The organism is Apibacter sp. HY039 (assembly GCF_004023655.1).
Taxonomy (GTDB): domain Bacteria; phylum Bacteroidota; class Bacteroidia; order Flavobacteriales; family Weeksellaceae; genus Apibacter; species Apibacter raozihei.
Genome location: NZ_SAYM01000005.1, coordinates 98,739 through 113,561, shown reverse-complemented (window position 1 = coordinate 113,561; position 14,823 = coordinate 98,739). Strand labels below are relative to the sequence as shown.

13 protein-coding genes and 1 tRNA gene are annotated in these 14,823 nt (G+C 30.5%); 8 read left to right on the top strand and 6 right to left on the bottom strand.

What is annotated here, in order from left to right; translation table 11 throughout:
* The 3 genes from EQ921_RS11080 to EQ921_RS11070 all read right to left on the bottom strand — a co-directional run bounded on the left by EQ921_RS11080 (position 1) and on the right by EQ921_RS11070 (position 3,831).
* A complete protein-coding gene (locus EQ921_RS11080) occupies positions 1-936 on the bottom strand; it encodes a ribose-phosphate pyrophosphokinase (protein ID WP_128151744.1) in 936 nt (311 codons plus the stop codon).
* A gap of 122 nt (positions 937-1,058) precedes the next feature.
* Positions 1,059-2,558 (bottom strand): SGNH/GDSL hydrolase family protein, encoded by a 1,500-nt coding sequence (locus tag EQ921_RS11075; RefSeq protein ID WP_128331701.1) that lies wholly within the window; start codon positions 2,556-2,558, stop codon positions 1,059-1,061.
* A 31-nt stretch (positions 2,559-2,589) separates the two neighbouring features.
* Complete coding sequence (locus EQ921_RS11070; protein ID WP_128331700.1) at positions 2,590-3,831, bottom strand: OmpP1/FadL family transporter; 1,242 nt, start codon at positions 3,829-3,831, stop codon at positions 2,590-2,592.
* A 217-nt stretch (positions 3,832-4,048) separates the two neighbouring features.
* On the opposite strand from EQ921_RS11070, the gene EQ921_RS11065 reads away from it, so the two are divergent.
* The 3 genes from EQ921_RS11065 (at position 4,049) to EQ921_RS11055 (ending at position 7,193) form a co-directional block, all read left to right on the top strand.
* A complete protein-coding gene (locus EQ921_RS11065) occupies positions 4,049-4,288 on the top strand; it encodes a FeoA family protein (RefSeq protein WP_128151738.1) in 240 nt (79 codons plus the stop codon).
* A gap of 10 nt (positions 4,289-4,298) precedes the next feature.
* Positions 4,299-6,335, top strand: a complete 2,037-nt coding sequence (feoB, locus tag EQ921_RS11060) for a ferrous iron transport protein B (protein WP_128331699.1) — start codon at positions 4,299-4,301, stop codon at positions 6,333-6,335.
* A 366-nt stretch (positions 6,336-6,701) separates the two neighbouring features.
* Entirely contained in the window at positions 6,702-7,193 is a 492-nt protein-coding gene (locus EQ921_RS11055; RefSeq protein WP_128331698.1) for an ester cyclase, read from the top strand.
* A gap of 121 nt (positions 7,194-7,314) precedes the next feature.
* Here EQ921_RS11055 and EQ921_RS11050 read toward each other — a convergent pair whose 3' ends face one another.
* Positions 7,315-7,674 (bottom strand): CoA-binding protein, encoded by a 360-nt coding sequence (locus EQ921_RS11050; protein WP_128331697.1) that lies wholly within the window; start codon positions 7,672-7,674, stop codon positions 7,315-7,317.
* Positions 7,675-8,261: 587 nt separating this feature from the next.
* Between EQ921_RS11050 and EQ921_RS11045 the strand changes: the two genes are divergently transcribed.
* The 5 genes from EQ921_RS11045 to EQ921_RS11025 all read left to right on the top strand — a co-directional run bounded on the left by EQ921_RS11045 (position 8,262) and on the right by EQ921_RS11025 (position 11,373).
* Complete coding sequence (locus EQ921_RS11045; protein ID WP_128331696.1) at positions 8,262-9,485, top strand: isocitrate dehydrogenase (NADP(+)); 1,224 nt, start codon at positions 8,262-8,264, stop codon at positions 9,483-9,485.
* 229 nt (positions 9,486-9,714) lie between these two features.
* A complete protein-coding gene (locus tag EQ921_RS11040) occupies positions 9,715-9,966 on the top strand; it encodes a type B 50S ribosomal protein L31 (protein WP_128151728.1) in 252 nt (83 codons plus the stop codon).
* Positions 9,967-10,152: 186 nt separating this feature from the next.
* Entirely contained in the window at positions 10,153-10,461 is a 309-nt protein-coding gene (locus tag EQ921_RS11035; RefSeq protein WP_128151726.1) for a hypothetical protein, read from the top strand.
* A gap of 82 nt (positions 10,462-10,543) precedes the next feature.
* Positions 10,544-11,260, top strand: a complete 717-nt coding sequence (gene bshB1, locus EQ921_RS11030) for a bacillithiol biosynthesis deacetylase BshB1 (protein ID WP_128151724.1) — start codon at positions 10,544-10,546, stop codon at positions 11,258-11,260.
* A gap of 39 nt (positions 11,261-11,299) precedes the next feature.
* Positions 11,300-11,373: transfer RNA gene (locus EQ921_RS11025), tRNA-His, on the top strand.
* Between the two features lie 288 nt (positions 11,374-11,661).
* Here the strand turns inward: EQ921_RS11025 and EQ921_RS11020 are convergent.
* Both EQ921_RS11020 and EQ921_RS11015 read right to left on the bottom strand, forming a co-directional pair.
* Positions 11,662-12,135 carry a hypothetical protein gene (locus EQ921_RS11020; protein WP_128151722.1) on the bottom strand — a complete coding sequence of 158 codons (474 nt, stop codon included), beginning with the start codon at positions 12,133-12,135 and terminating at the stop codon, positions 11,662-11,664.
* Positions 12,136-12,853: 718 nt separating this feature from the next.
* On the bottom strand, positions 12,854-14,644 hold the full coding sequence (locus EQ921_RS11015; protein ID WP_128331695.1) for a bifunctional alpha/beta hydrolase/class I SAM-dependent methyltransferase: 1,791 nt from the start codon (positions 14,642-14,644) through the stop codon (positions 12,854-12,856).
* Positions 14,645-14,823: the final 179 nt, after the last annotated feature.

Genomic DNA, 14,823 nt, shown 5'->3' with positions numbered 1-14,823 from the left:
TTATATTATAAATTTCTTACTTATTGATTCTCTGTTATGTACCAGATTCATTATCTCGCCGAACAGAGGGGCGCAAGATAACACTTTTATTTTACTTATAAAAGTATTTCTTAATGGAATAGAATCAGTTACAATAACTTCTTCTAATTTGGAATCGTTGATTCGTTCATAAGCTCCACCTGAAAATACTGGGTGAGTAGCCATAGCCCTAACACTTAAAGCTCCGGCATCCATTATAATATCTGCCGCTTTAGTCAAAGTTCCGGCAGTATCAATCATATCATCAACCAGAATAACATTCCTTCCATTAACATCTCCAATCAAAGTCATATAATCTACATTATTAGCTTTTTTACGCTCTTTATAGCAAATAACCACATCTGCATTTAAATGACTGGCGTAAGTTCTAGCTCTTTTAGCTCCTCCCATATCCGGAGATGCTATCGTAAGATTATCCAAATTTAACGATTGTACATATTTAACAAAAATACTGGATGCAAACAGGTGATCTACAGGAATTTCAAAAAATCCCTGAATCTGGTCAGCATGTAAATCCATTGTCATCACTCGTGTAGCTCCTGCTGCACTTAATAAATTGGCCACTAGCTTGGCTCCTATCGGAACCCGTGGTTTATCTTTTCTATCCTGTCTTGCCAGACCAAAATAAGGAATTACTGCTGTAATTTTATCTGCAGATGCTCTTTTAGCAGCATCAATCATCAACAACATTTCCATTAAATTATCTGCCGGTGGAAAAGTTGATCCGATAATAAAAACTCTGGATCCTCTTACCGACTCTTCTAAACAAGGTTGATATTCTCCATCACTAAAATCAAAGAAGCTCATTTTTCCTAAAGGCATCCCATAATTTTGTGATATTTTTTCTGCTAAAGCTACATTTTCTCTGGTTGAGAAAATATGAACAGGTTGACTCATTTATAATTAGTTAAATTAGTTTCGAAACGATTGCTGCAAATTTATAATTTTTTCACACACTATTTATAAAAAAACTGAACAAAAATTTTGCTCAGTTTAATCACATTAAATATTTAATCATATTAAGGGAATGTTATTCCCTGATATATATTAGGGTTTACCTGTGGTAAATTGGATAAATATTTCTTATTAATTGCTTTTATAAATTCATTAGCTATGAAAGCATACCCTCTGCTTGTTGGGTGTACTCCATCCAGGGAAAATGCTCCTCCGGTTACAAATTTGCTTGTATAGGTCACTCCATCGTAAATTATTCCGGATTTTCCGCTTAAATCTACCATTAAGCTGTTTACATCAGCAAAAGCTAAACCGTATTGATCTGCTGTACTCTTTATGATAGAATTAAACTGGGTAGTTGCTGTATTAATATTCGCAATTTCATCAGAAGTTAACACCCATTTGTCTGCAAGCGGATATGTAATTCCATTAACTGCTAATTCAGCCGGAACACCAGAATTTATTGCCTCAGAATTCGGTTTCCCTAAAACACCTGATATAGTTAATAATAAGTAATCAGACTTTGTTGCCTGTCTGGATTGACCGTATAATGAACCATATAACGCTGCCTGCGTAGAAGAAATTCCCTGAGAAACCAATACCTGGGTAATCTGTGCACTAAGATCTGTTAGAGCTTTATCTTTAATCAGTACTGGATTTGATGATGTGGAAGAGTAACTTACTTTTCTTTCCGGATGATTTAAATAATCAAAAACTTGATTTAATTGTGAAAAAGCCTGATTTAACTTTTCAATCTGATTAGGATCACTTGCGGTTAGAGTAGCCGGAGTTAATGGATTATAGGGTACTGTTGTAAAAAACGGAATACTGGTAACATTAGGAAGGTTTGCTACTACACCTTTGGCTCCTTTGGCTACTAATCCCTGAACTAATTGTAAATAAGCAGACTGAAATTGCGAGGTTGCAGTGATTGAATTTGAACCGTCTCCACCTGAAGTCGCATATCCCAAGACATCGTTATTTCCAATCCATAATGAAAAAAATGTAGGATTTTGAGAAACGGCATCTTCTAAAACTGTAGCATTCGCACTGGAAGCAAATCTTACGAAATAAGGATTTGCATTACCTGAGGCTAAATTAGCCGGATTTCCATATCCTGGAGCTATCAAATGAAAAGATTTAGCACCTGGAACTCCTAAGTTTTGGAAAGGTCCTTGTGAATAAATATTATCTAATGTGGTGGTTGCTGTACCAGTTGCCAGAACCGGAGCTAAGCTACTGCCTACCACAGATAAAATTAATTTGTTATTAACTCCGACTGATGGTATACCGCCTAGCTCATCAGACATATAAGGAATTTTAAAATCTCCTCCTCCTGCTCGTTTCATTTGCTCTGCAATAATTGCCGGATACGATTCTCTTTGTCCTGATATGTATAAAGCATTATCTCTATAACCGGAAGTAAGTGAATTTCCTAAAGCTACATACTTGGAAAAATCAGCAGTTCCAGATTCTACTTTAACGTCTGAAACATCATTATTGTTACAGGATACTACCAGCGTTAAAAAAATTAATATTACAGTTATTATATTATATTTTTTCATTTTTTTCATTTTTAAAATTTTGTGTAATTGATTAAAACGGATTCCATGTAATTCCAAATCCTAAAATGAAACTGTTAAGTTTTGCATCTCCATAAAAATTATAGAATTCATTGGCAACTCTTCTTTGTTGACCTACATAGTAAATACCCGTCAAATCCAACATTAATTTTTTATCAAAAAAACTATATCCTACCCCTCCTGTTAAAGCATTATTATCAGTACTTGGTGTTTCCGGATTCCAGTAAACATCTTTTACAGGCGATTGATCGTGATAATACCCCAAACGTAAAGCTAAAACATCAGTTGCTAAATATTCTGCTCCTACCCTAAACGTACTTGTTGATTTGTAAAATTTAGGTGATGTTGAAATATTTGGATGTAAAGGATCATTTCCTATTTTATTTTTTTCAAATTCAAAAGTCAGATATTCGTATCTTTCCCATCCGGATACATTCCAATCTGCAGAAACAGATAATTTGGGAATCACTCTATAGGTCACTCCTAAAGTAAATTCAGAAGCTAATGGTAAAGTTGCATGAAATTTATCATGTGCTGTAACAAATAAATCCGTTCCCACTAATGATGAAGGTAAATCAAAATCAGCTTTTCCGTTTACAGCATCCATATCTACTTTTGAACGGTAGGCAATACTAATATCCAAATCTTTGGTAGGCTTAAAATACATTCCCAGATTAAAACCATTACCTGAAGCATTTTTATCTTCCAATTTCATCCTGCCGTTTACGGCTGAAAGAGAACGTTGTAAATTTACACTTCCCACTGCATGAATAAATCCTACACCTGCACTAAACCAATCGTTAAAACGGTATGCGATAGTTGGCTGTAAGAAAAATGAACGTAACTCAATTTTTGTAATCAGATCCTGACCTGCCCAATTTCTCCCCCAATCAACACCACTTCCAAAGGGAGTAGTTAAACTGAAACCTACAGATAATTTATCCGTTGCCTTGTATGCAATATTGAAAGCCATAGGAGTACTTACAGGATTATCGGTATGAGATTTGTATAAAGTTTCTCTATTCTGATATTCTGCTTTTCCAAAAACACCGAAACCTCCGGCTGAAATACTAAGTTTGGAAGGAATAAAGGCTATTCCGGCAGGATTAAAAAAAGCAACGCTGGCATCTCGGGTATGGGCACTTGTATGCGCCATAGCTGCCTGGCGAACTCCTTGCAATGAAACCCTGAAACCTCCGGCCTGCACAAGGATTGTGGTAATAAAAAAGGTGAAAAATAATACTTTTTTCTTCATAATTATAATTTTCAATAGAAAAACAAAACTATATGAATTTTAATATATTTCTAATGTCAGCATTTTTTATTTCGTAATATAATAATGTATATTAAGTTTTTAATTAAGCTAAAAACCAACAATACAACTGATTATAAATACATTAAACATTTTTTAAATTTATTTAGATTAAATACAAATAATTCATATATTTGCGAAAATCATAATATCTAAAATTATGCTTAGCAGTGTTTCTTTATCTATACTTAAACCTACTCAATCAGCAAAGGTTATCGGATTTTCTGAAGAAGAGGTTCCCGCAAAAATATTAGAAATGGGAATTGTACCTGGAGTTGTGGTGAAACTTAAAAGACAAGCCCCATGGAACGGTCCGCTATATCTGGAGTATGGTAAAGAAAAAAGTACTATAATGCTAAGAAAGGAAGAAGCCAAGAGCATTTTGATTGAATTGGTGTAAGAAAAGGAAAATGAACAAAAAAAATATCGCTCTTATTGGTAATCCTAATTCAGGAAAAACTACCCTATTTAATCAATTAAGTGGTTTACATCAAAAAACCGGTAACTACCCTGGAATAACTGTTGAAAAAAAGAAAGGCAAATTTATATTTAAAAATATTGAATACAATCTGCTGGATCTTCCGGGAACTTATAGCTTATGTCCTTCTTCAGCAGATGAGGAACTGGTTTTAAATATTTTAACATCTCCCAACAATCCAGATTATCCTGATTGTATAGTTGTAGTGGCAGATGTTCACAATATGAAAAGAAGTTTATTTCTTTATGAACAAGTTAAAGATTTAGAACTTCCGGTAATATTAGCCATTAATCAGATTGATGATATTGAAAAAGAAGGAATTATTATAAAAGAAAATAATATTCCTGAATATTTTGATACTCCTGTTGTCCTAATCAGCTCAAGAAAAGGCAAAGGAATTACAGAACTGAAAGAAGCTATTTTTAAAGGGACTACTGCTTCATCTTCTCCATCTTTTAAATATCCTAGCGAGTATGAAAAAGCTGTACAAGAATTTAAAGAAAATTTTAAATTAAATGATTATTTAGCATGGTTGCTATTATCGCAGTCTAAAAACGAAATTATTCCTAACCAATTTAGAGAAAAGGCTGCTGAAATTATAAAAGAATATAAATTAGTTCCTAAAAGGCTCCAATTAAAAGAAACTATTTCAAGACATCAGAAAATTGATAGCTTAGTAGAAAAAATAATTCATAAAGATCTTACGTTTCAGACTTTGACCAATAAAATAGATAAAATAGCAACTCATCCTTTTTGGGGCTATATTTTATTTTTTGGTATTTTATTCCTCATATTTCAATCTCTTTTTTATCTATCCAGCTTTCCTCAGGATTGGATTGAAGAAATATTTGCTTATTCTAGCAACCTACTGAAAGAACATTTACCTAGTGGACCTCTTATGGAGCTTGTTGCTGATGGTATATTACCAGGTATTAGCGGAGTTGCCGTTTTTGTACCTCAAATAGCCATTTTGTTTTTTTTCCTTATGTTAATGGAGGAAAGTGGTTATATGTCGCGTGTGGTTTTTCTTATGGATCGATGGTTTAGGCCAGTAGGCTTAAACGGTAAAAGTGTAGTTCCACTATTGTCGGGTGCAGCCTGTGCAATTCCCGCTGTTATGTCTGCCAGAAACATTGAAAATGCTAAAGAAAGACTCATTACCATATTAGTAACCCCTTTCATTACTTGTTCAGCAAGATTACCAGTATACTCTATAATTATTGCATTAATTATCCCAAAAGGTAAAGGTTTCTTCAATTATCAAGGATTAACAATGATGCTTATGTATCTTCTAGGCGTAATTATGGCATTCATTGGAGCAGCTATTGCCAATAAATTTATAAAATCTAAATATAAGAGTTATCTGATTCTTGATATGCCTAATTATAAGGTACCATTCTGGAGAAATGTATTTTATGGTTTATTTGAAAATTCGTGGAGTTTTGTTGCTAATGCTGGTAAAATAATTTTAGCCGTCAGCGTTATACTATGGGCTCTGGGTACTTATGGTTTTGCTAAAAATGAAGAAGATCAAAAATTATACTTTTTAAAAGAAACTTCTTTAGAAGATTCTTATTTGGGAAGATTTGGTAAAAGTATTGAACCCATTTTTGAACCGTTAGGTTACGATTGGAAAATTGATATAGGTATTTTATCTTCATTTGCCGCCAGAGAAGTATTTGTTGGAACCTTAGCGTCTATTTACAGTATGGAAGATGATGGTGAAGAAAACCTAAAATTAAAAGAGCTTATGCGCAAAGATATTAACCATAATACAGGAGAACCTACTTTTAACTTTGCAACAGGTGTCTCTATATTACTTTTCTATGCCTTTGCTATGCAATGCATTAGCACTCTTGCCATTGTAAAAAAAGAAACTAATTCATGGAAGTGGCCCACAATTCAATTATTTGCAATGACTGGCATCGCATATTTATTTGCTTTGATGGCGTATCAATTGCTTAAATAATTGATACATAAGACCATTTGATTTGATTAGCTGTATCCATACAATTATAAACAGTGAGATTATCCTTAGAAACTGCAATCAATGCTTTTTTAAAGTTAAAAAATAATAACTGTTATAATAAATTTATCAGCAATTGTAATTTAATAAAAAAAAGAGAATCTTAGCAAAATAATATTACTTTTTTCCTTAAACATTTAAAAGATTTACACTCATTTATTTACATATAAATGAATTTATTAATTTTTCTCTAAGCTGTTACATTAATGAGTATAAATATTTTTTCACTAATATAAAGTTTTTAATCAAATTTAAAACTGTAACTTTAAATATTACAGAATAATTTATATATTTGAAAAAAATAAGAAAATGAAAAAAGTAATCTTAAGCATTGTCGTTTTAATTTTAGGAATGATATCAAGTTGTGAAAAGAAAAAAAATGAAACGGAAAACAAGACTTCAACTGAACGTGTTGAAACAATATATAATTCGGCAGAAAATAACAAAAAATTAGTATTAGATTTTTATCAGAAACTTTTTGGAGATAAAGACTTATCTGCAATCGACAAGTATGTTGCTGAAGACTATATTCAACATAATCCTACAGTTGCAGACGGAGCAGAAGCTTTAAAAAAAGAAGCTGAAATATGGTTTAAAGGTCAGGGAAAAACTAGTATTGACGTGCAGCACGCAGCAGCTGAAGGAGATCTAGTTTTTTTACACATTAAAAATTCAAATCCTGATGGAACACTTACTTCTACTATAGATATTTTTAAGGTAATCAATGGAAAAATAGTTGAGCATTGGGATGTACATCAAAATGTACCTAAAGAATCTAAAAACCAACACCCTATGTTCTAAGATTTTAAAATAAATTAAAACATATTATGCTTCAAAAACTAAATTTTTTGAAGCATACTTTTTTATTATATTTTCGGATAAAATCTTATTTATATATACTACTGATAGTAAAAAAATTTTGCTAATATTGATTGGTTCTTAATAATACCAATGTACAGGCTTCTTCTGAAACAATATTGTTATCCTGTGCTAATTTTACTAACTCGTTATTTTCTGTTCCCGGATTAAATATAATTCTTTTAGGCTTCAAAGAAATAATATATTCATAATACTCTTTTTGCCTATCAGGATTTAAATATAAAGTTATAGTATCCAAATCAATGATATCAGGCAATTCTTTGGAAAAAGAGACATCTCCTATTGAGCCCTCTTTATTTCCTATAGCTACAACCGGATGCTCATATTGTCTTAAAAGTTTAACCGCTTTGTAACTATATCTTTCTGGATTTTCCGAAGCGCCTATAACCAACGTTTTTTTCATTTAATTATTTATTTATACTGTTATAGAATCAAATGAAAATTCTATACCAAACTTTATTATAAAAATCTCAACGAATTTACAAACATCTGCCTTTCTAAAGAATAGAGTTTTAAAAATTTATATTTAGTAAATGAATTTTGCGTTTACAGCAAAAGGTAACAGGGTTAGAAGATATATTGTAATTTGATGTGTACACTTTAAGAAAAATCATATTTATATTATTAAATTTATTTTTAAAATCAAACGTACTGCACAAAAATGGCATCACTTGCTTACATCTGGAAGTGGCAAAGCATAAAAGATTTAGCATTTTAGTTATTGCAGAATTTTAAGATAAACCGATATTGAACTAACACTTAAAATTCTATTAAAAATAGCTAAATATAAAATAAAAAAGCAGTTTTTATAATCTTAATATATTGGCAAAATTGAAATAAAAAAAATTTAATTCTAAAATAAAAGTGAGAGATAAATTCTGGATATTTATAAAAAAAACATTCTATAAAGATAAGCAAAAATTATAAGATAAATATTTGCATTACTAGCTTAAGACTTATTATATTTGGAAAAACCAATCAATATTTATTATGCAAAAAATAAAAGTACTTAACCCGGTAGTTGAAATGGATGGGGATGAAATGACCAGAATAATCTGGAAATTTATCAAGGATAAATTAATTCTTCCTTATTTAGATATCGACTTAAAATATTTTGATTTAGGAATTGAAAATAGGGATAAAACAAATGATCAGGTAACTATTGATTCGGCAGAAGCTACAAAAAAATATAATGTTGCAGTAAAGTGTGCAACAATCACTCCTGATGAAGCCCGCGTAAAAGAGTTTAATCTTAAAAAAATGTGGAAATCTCCCAATGGTACTATTCGTAATATTGTTGGTGGAACTGTATTCAGAGAACCCATAATCATGAATAATGTTCCTCGTTATGTACAAGGATGGACACAACCTATTGTTATAGGAAGACATGCGTTTGGTGATCAATATAAAGCCACAGACGTTGTCACGAAAGGTCCTGGTAAATTAACCATGACTTTTACACCAGAAAACGGAGAGCCTCAGACTTGGGATGTTTATGATTTTAAAGATAGCGGTGTTGCCTTATCAATGTATAATACCGATGAATCCATCAGAGGCTTTGCCCATTCGTCTTTCCAAATGGCATTAACTAAAAAATGGCCATTATATTTATCTACAAAAAATACTATTCTGAAAGCATACGATGGAAGATTTAAAGATATATTTCAGGAAATTTATGAGAATGAGTATCAGAATAAATTTAAAGAGCTAGGTATTACTTATGAACACAGATTAATTGATGATATGGTAGCATCAGCAATGAAATGGAATGGTGGATTTGTATGGGCATGTAAAAATTATGATGGTGATGTACAATCTGATACTGTAGCACAAGGTTTTGGCTCTTTAGGACTGATGGCCTCCGTATTGGTTACACCGGATGGTAAAACCGTAGAAGCAGAGGCTGCTCACGGAACAGTTACCCGCCATTACAGACTTCATCAGGAAGGAAAAGAAACATCTACTAACCCTATTGCTTCTATCTTTGCCTGGACAAGAGGATTAATACATAGAGGAAAACTAGACAATACTCCTGAGCTGGTAAATTTTGCTGAAACTCTTGAAAAAGTTTGTATAGAAACTGTTGAAAATGGAAAAATGACTAAAGATTTAGCTCTTTTAGTTAAAGGAGATAAACTGACCAGAACAGATTACTTAAACACGGAAGAGTTTTTGGACGCTATTGATCAAGGTTTACAAACAAAATTAAATTAAGAATAATCATTGCCTGTTCATTTTTTAACTATAATTTTTTAATGTAAATAGACTGAAAAAGGTCATTTATTTTTAATAAATAATCTTTTCATTTACATGAAATTAGTAAAAATTAACAGGTAGTCTTTTCTTTAAAAATATATTAATTTTTAAATCTTCTTTTTTTTATTCAAACTTCTTGTCTGTTAGTAAAAAAAATTGTAGATTTGCCACTCAAATTTTTAGCAAAATGAAAAAAGACATTCATCCGGATAATTATAGATTAGTTGTTTTCAAAGACATGAGTAACGACGAGGTGTTTATTTGCCGTTCGACAGCAGAAACAAAAGACACTATTGAGTATGAAGGAACAGAATACCCATTGGTTAAAATGGAGATTTCAAGTACTTCTCACCCATTCTATACCGGAAAAGTTAAGTTAGTTGACACTGCCGGAAGAGTTGACAAGTTCTTTAATAAATACAAGAATTACAAAAAGTAATTTTATTACTTATTAAAATACTCAACCCATTGTATTCATTTACAATGGGTTATTTTCGTTAACATGTATTTGGCACGAATATTGGGCATTTAAATACAATAATAAACAGAATATTGCAAGTATAAATTAATTATTTCAAATACTAACCTGATTTTTTTATACCTTGCAGATACTAAATACATAACTATGAAAAATAAACTTTTAATTTTGTTTTTGAGCTTATTTTCAGTAATTGGATTTTCTCAGGAAAAATATAAATACAGAGAAGATATCCAATCTACAGCAGATAAAGTACAAAGCGTAGAGTCAATAGTTAAGGAAGAATTCGGCAATCCGTCATCACCAGGAATATGGACATCTGACAATGCTGATTATGGACTGATGGTTAGAACTAAAGGTAATACCTTTTCTATCAGTGCTTGGCAGATTTCCGATAAATCGGATATTAAAGCCAGAGTGGAAAGGCTTATGGCTAAGATTAAACCTTCTTTGTGAAAATCTAGTAAATCTTAACATACTAAATGAAACTTCAGTAATTTTACTGAAGTTTTTTTGTAACTATATAAAAACCGATAAAATGAAATTAGATATTTTAGCTATAGGAGCTCATCCTGATGATGTAGAGCTTGGCTGTGGCGGAACATTAGCCAAGATGATTTCTTTTGATAAAAAAGTAGGAATTATAGACTTAACTCAAGGAGAACTTGGTACCCGTGGAACTGCTGAAACCCGTAAATACGAAGCCAGCGAAGCTTCTAAAATTTTAGGAGTTTCAGTTAGAAAGAATTTAAACATGAGAGATGGTTTTTTTCTAAATAATGAAACAAACCAATTGGAGGTTATAAAAATAATACGGAAATATCAACCTGAATATGTTTTAGCTAATGCTGTTGATGACAGACACCCAGATCATGGCAAGGCTTCTAAATTAGTTTATGATGCCTGTTTCTTATCAGGTCTAGTCAAAGTAGAAACATTTTATGATGATAAGCCTCAACCAGTATGGAGACCTAAGTATGTTTTTAATTACATACAATGGAATGAAGCTAAGCCAGACTTTATTATAGATATTTCTGAATTTTTAAATCAGAAAGTAGAAGCTTGTATGGCTTATAAGACCCAGTTTTATGATCCAGACTCCAAAGAACCCACTACACCTATAACTTCTTCTAATTTTAAGAAAAGTATTATTTACAGGGCAGAAAATCTGGGAAGACTTATCGGAACTGATTCAGGAGAAGGTTTTACTACTCAAAAATGGATTGGATTAAAAGATTTTGAAAATTTTATTTGATATTAAGAAATCTATTTATATATTTGCATTCCCAAAACGGTGGCCATAGCTCAGTTGGTTAGAGCGTCGGATTGTGGTTCCGAAGGTCGTGGGTTCGAGACCCATTGGCCACCCTAACAAAAAAGGTGATTTATCAATTGATAAATCACCTTTTTTATTTTAGGAAACCTTTTTACGGTTTTCCTCAATAATTTTTAACTAATAGAGAGTATATTTATATTCTTCAAATCAGAACTTAATTGTTAATAATTCCAAACAATTGATTAATTAGTTTTAAAGCCCTCTAAGTAGGGCTTTAATTATATGTAAAAACCTTGCCGCTAATAATCAAAATCATTAAAAACGGAAATATAAAATCAAGTATTAATTACATCAACTGATTAATTATATCTGAAAGTTGCCTATTGCTTTTCGTAGACTTTAGTCTTAAAAACATTAATATATTCAGAATAGCTTACTTCCTGGCAATCCTTAGGCATTTTCACATCCAGTTCTCCAGTATCTAGCCCTACATACCCATCAGTTAATCCAAAACCGGCATAAAAACATTCATTTTCATCGTATCCGATATAGTCGTTAAAATCTCTAAAATCTACTACCGAAATACCTTTAAATTCAGAAATAATATTTCTTCCATCAATTGTATTAGCCTTCGGGTAATATCCGTTTCTATACTTTTTCCAAACTTTTGGATTAGGATTGGTATCAAACCAGACAGCTGATATCTCTGTTGAGCAATTGTAATCAGGTATCCATCTTTTGAATCCATATTTTTCTGACAACTTTTTAATTTGATTATAAACTTCCTTTCTTTTTTCCAACAATTCTTTGAGCCTTTTTCCTGTCTCAGAATCATCTTTAATAACATAATACATATCCTATATTTTTTAACATATTTTCTTTTTCATGCTTCCTCATTAACTTTTTAAACAAAAAATGTTACAACAAAATTTCCATCATTATTTTTTAAGTATAAATATAGTTATTTTTTTATCTTTTTATATAAATATATTTAAACTTTTTTATAAAAAATCCTTCATATTAAACCTTTTCATATCTAATAATCCTTATTTAGGTAAAAACTTATTTCTAATAAGTTAGTTTTTCACAATCAATTTTAAAATAACATTAGAAAATAAGTATTTTATATTTTAATTTATCATTTATTCAATAATCTTAAAAACAATAAGCTATACATATTTAAAATAAAAAAAACGTTAATTTTTTGAAAATTTCATTAATTAAAGCTAAAAAAATAAATAAATTTCCATATAAACACAATATACATTAACATACGTAATATATAATTAAATTTTAATTTACGAATTTTCTTTTTGTTCAGTACAGATATTTAATTTATAGTGGCTTTATTTTATTGCTATCTTTTTCAAATTGGAAAAGACAATAATTTCATAGACTAAGTACAGATTTATAACTAAAATATTCATGAATTTGAAATAGATAAAAAATACAGCTTATATAAAGAATGTAATAATAGTATTTTTTTTAATGTTTATAAAACAACAGGTTTTATAAAATTAAATTATGATTATATAAAACATAAATTTTACAAATAAGAAAACTTGAAGATAACTATTTAAATTTTTTAGCCACAGAAACAGTATAAATACCCCAGGGATCAATAAGCTGTTCTACTTTTTCAAAACCAAAATTTTCAATTAGCTGATCCATTTCTGCTTGTATTCTTCTTCTTATAATTTGAGGAGTTTTGTTTTTTAAAGAACTTTTATTCAATATTCTGTTTAATATTTCATTATGCGTATGACCGGATTGATTAGTATAGATTAAGTAACCTCCCTTAGGTATAATTCCGGTAAGAAGCTCTAAAGAGTGATTTAATTTATTATTATCAGGGAACAATTCACAAAAACCTGAAATAATGCTTAAAGTGGGTAGGAATTTAATATTTGAAAAAATAGATTCGCTAAAAAAATCAGATTTTAAAAATTGAGCTTTATTTTGTAATTTATTTTGTTTGATACATTTTTCTCCTGCTCTAACATTCGATTCATTTACATCACATAACAGGATACTGTCAATTTTATCTTTATACAGGTCAACGATATTCAGTATGCACCCTCCGTGCCCGGTAGCTACATCTAAAATACTTACGGAAACTTCAGATTTATTTAATTTTTTAACGTATTTACCTACAAGATTTTCCAAGTTACTTTTCCTAATTCTCAATCCTTTCCATATTAGCCGATCTAAATATTTTTTATCTAAATATTTACCTATACCTACATTTTTCATAACCCCTATAGCCTCTGGTTGATTATTATATATGTAATCTAAAGAAATAGGAGAATTTAAACCGAATTGGTGACTTAATTTCAAGCCTTTGGAAATTCTTTTTCCAACCAACTTTATGTATGACTTTAAGAAAAAATAATAAATATTTTTTATACTATAAAAAGGGATAGGAAGAATTGATTGAACGTATTCATCATACGTTACCCCCTTTTGATCTGAATTTTTTAAATTTATCGGAACATAAATAAACTCTACTTTTTCAATAAAATTTTTAATCGCTTTAAATGCTTTGTATCTTTCTTTTTCTCCTAATGTATCGTGAAAAAAGCCACTGAAATTATGTTTTTCTTTAATGGAAGAACCTAATGCGAGATAAAATTCTTCTTGAACTTTTTTATGAACTATTTTATCCTCTTCAGAAATGAGCAACAATGTAGGTACTTGTATTGCTTGTGCATCAGATACAATTCGAGCAGATGTATCAAATATACCAATTAACAAATTAGACGATATCTGCAAGGATACTAAGGGATCATTATGATAAGAAGTAGCCCTGTTTAAATCATGGGAAAGTTCTTTACCTTTGATATATGATTTTAAATAAAAATTGCCTTTAATTTTTTGCCATATTTTAACAGCAATTAGAGCACCGGGATATCTTAAATGTAATTTAAATGCTGGTGAAGTTAAAATTAAAGCTTTAATTTTTGGAGCATAATCATGAACCCAGGTTGTTGCTATTACTGCACCTAAACTTTGTGCAATAATTATAATACTGCTTATAGGTATCTGGTACTTTTCAGATATATGTCTTATAAATAATTCCAAATCATTGACAAGAGTTGCAAAATCAGGACTATATCCTCTCTCTCCTTCCGACTTTCCGTTTCCACGTGCATCCCAGGCAAAAAATGAAGTATCTTTAAATCCTAATTCCTCAACTATATGAGCTACCCTGCCAGAATGCTCATGTCCTCGATGCAATATAACAATAGTACGAACATATTGATTAACCTGATTAGGCTGCCAATGTCTGTAATATATAGAGACCCCATCTGCTGTTGCAAAATGGTTTTCGGAAATAGACCAATCGGGCTCGGATTTATTCATTGTAAATGATTTTAATTCATCGCTAAATTTCTTCAACCATTATTATTTCAAATTATACAAAAACAAAATTTAATTCCTAAATACAGTAAACTCATTAGATTCGGAAAATTTATTTAAAAAAACTTATAATCATAGCGTATCTGCTGATTTTAGCTGATAATAATAATTTTCTACTTAAG

What these genes read in the sequence shown, in the direction of transcription:
- EQ921_RS11020 (WP_128151722.1), bottom strand. Translation starts at nt 12,135, where the DNA reads ATGTATTATGTTATTAAAGATGATTCTGAGACAGGAAAAAGGCTCAAA.
- EQ921_RS11055 (WP_128331698.1), top strand. Translation starts at nt 6,702, where the DNA reads ATGAAAAAAGTAATCTTAAGCATTGTCGTTTTAATTTTAGGAATGATA.
- EQ921_RS11075 (WP_128331701.1), bottom strand. Translation starts at nt 2,558, where the DNA reads ATGAAAAAATATAATATAATAACTGTAATATTAATTTTTTTAACGCTG.
- EQ921_RS11050 (WP_128331697.1), bottom strand. Translation starts at nt 7,674, where the DNA reads ATGAAAAAAACGTTGGTTATAGGCGCTTCGGAAAATCCAGAAAGATAT.
- bshB1 (WP_128151724.1), top strand. Translation starts at nt 10,544, where the DNA reads ATGAAATTAGATATTTTAGCTATAGGAGCTCATCCTGATGATGTAGAG.
- EQ921_RS11070 (WP_128331700.1), bottom strand. Translation starts at nt 3,831, where the DNA reads ATGAAGAAAAAAGTATTATTTTTCACCTTTTTTATTACCACAATCCTT.
- EQ921_RS11080 (WP_128151744.1), bottom strand. Translation starts at nt 936, where the DNA reads ATGAGTCAACCTGTTCATATTTTCTCAACCAGAGAAAATGTAGCTTTA.
- EQ921_RS11015 (WP_128331695.1), bottom strand. Translation starts at nt 14,644, where the DNA reads ATGAATAAATCCGAGCCCGATTGGTCTATTTCCGAAAACCATTTTGCA.
- feoB (WP_128331699.1), top strand. Translation starts at nt 4,299, where the DNA reads ATGAACAAAAAAAATATCGCTCTTATTGGTAATCCTAATTCAGGAAAA.
- EQ921_RS11065 (WP_128151738.1), top strand. Translation starts at nt 4,049, where the DNA reads ATGCTTAGCAGTGTTTCTTTATCTATACTTAAACCTACTCAATCAGCA.
- EQ921_RS11045 (WP_128331696.1), top strand. Translation starts at nt 8,262, where the DNA reads ATGCAAAAAATAAAAGTACTTAACCCGGTAGTTGAAATGGATGGGGAT.
- EQ921_RS11040 (WP_128151728.1), top strand. Translation starts at nt 9,715, where the DNA reads ATGAAAAAAGACATTCATCCGGATAATTATAGATTAGTTGTTTTCAAA.
- EQ921_RS11035 (WP_128151726.1), top strand. Translation starts at nt 10,153, where the DNA reads ATGAAAAATAAACTTTTAATTTTGTTTTTGAGCTTATTTTCAGTAATT.